Here is a 1,219-nt window from a genome sequence, read left to right on the forward strand (position 1 = left end):
TGGAGATGGGGTGGATGCCGCTCTCCCCAGACGGCATCGCAATGTGCCAAGCTTGCGGTGTTGAATCACAAGCTGAAGGAGAGGGCATCCATGGGAGAGATTACCATCATCGGCATCGATCTCGCAAAGAACGTGTTCCAACTGCATGGGGCCGCGGCGGACGGGTCCGTCGTTTTCCGCAAGAAGCTGACGCGACCACAGTTCGCCCGGTTCATGGCGGAGCAGCCGCCGTGCCTCGTGGCGATGGAGGCCTGCGCCAGTGCGCATCATTGGGCGCGGGAAATGTCCCGCCACGGGCATGAGGTCCGGCTGATCGCGCCGCACTACGTCAAGCCGTTCATCAAGCGCCAGAAGAATGACGCCGCCGACGCCGAAGCGATTGTCGAGGCGGCGCTGCGACCGACCATGCGGTTTGTGGAACCCAAGACGAAGGAACAGCAGGCGCGCGCGGTCGCGTTCCGGACGCGCGAGCAACTCGTGAAGCAACGCACCGAAGCGGTGAATGCGCTGAGATCGCATCTCTACGAGTTCGGCCATGTCGCCTCCGTGGGGATTGGCTATGTGCCGCGCCTGGAACGGGTCATCGCAGATCCTGACGCCGACATTCCCGATTTGGCGCGCGAGATCTGCCGCATGCTCCTCGATCAGATCAACCAGCTGACCGAGCGGATCGATGCGCTGAAAGTCAGGATCGCGGCCTTGTCGAACGAAGCGGAAATGCCGCGCCAGCTGCAGACGATGCCGGGTGTCGGCCCGATCACCGCACTGGCGGTCGAGACCTTCGCACCACCGATGGATCAGTTCCGCCGAGGGCGCGACTTCGCCGCCTGGCTCGGCCTGGTGCCGCGGCAGCATTCCACCGGCGGCAAGCAGAAGCTGGGGAAGACCTCGAAGATGGGGCAGCGCGACATTCGTCGATTGCTGGTCATCGGGGCGACCGCGGTGATCCGCTGGGCCTCGCGCCGCGGTGCGCCGAAGGGGTCTTGGTTGGCGCGGATGCTGGAAAGGAAGCCGGTCCCGGTCGTGGCCGTCGCGCTGGCCAACAAGATGGCGCGCGGCATCTGGGCGATGCTGACGCGAGGTGAAAGCTATCGCGGCCCAGTGCTGATCGGCGCCTGACACGGCGTTGAATCGGCAGCCGGGCCACCGAGTTGTGAGGAAGGCATGATCCGAATGGGCACATGATCGACATGATCCGGGTCGGGCAAACCAGAAACCT

1 protein-coding gene is annotated in these 1,219 nt (G+C 64.5%); it reads left to right on the forward strand.

Features of this window, described 5'->3' with window-relative positions:
- The first annotated feature begins 90 nt into the window (after positions 1-90).
- Entirely contained in the window at positions 91-1,119 is a 1,029-nt protein-coding gene (locus BSG08_RS19185) for an IS110 family RNA-guided transposase (RefSeq protein ID WP_093039443.1), read from the forward strand.
- The last annotated feature ends 100 nt before the right edge of the window (positions 1,120-1,219 follow it).

It is taken from the genome of Roseovarius azorensis (assembly GCF_900109455.1).
In the GTDB taxonomy this organism is placed as follows: Bacteria; Pseudomonadota; Alphaproteobacteria; order Rhodobacterales; family Rhodobacteraceae; genus Roseovarius; species Roseovarius azorensis.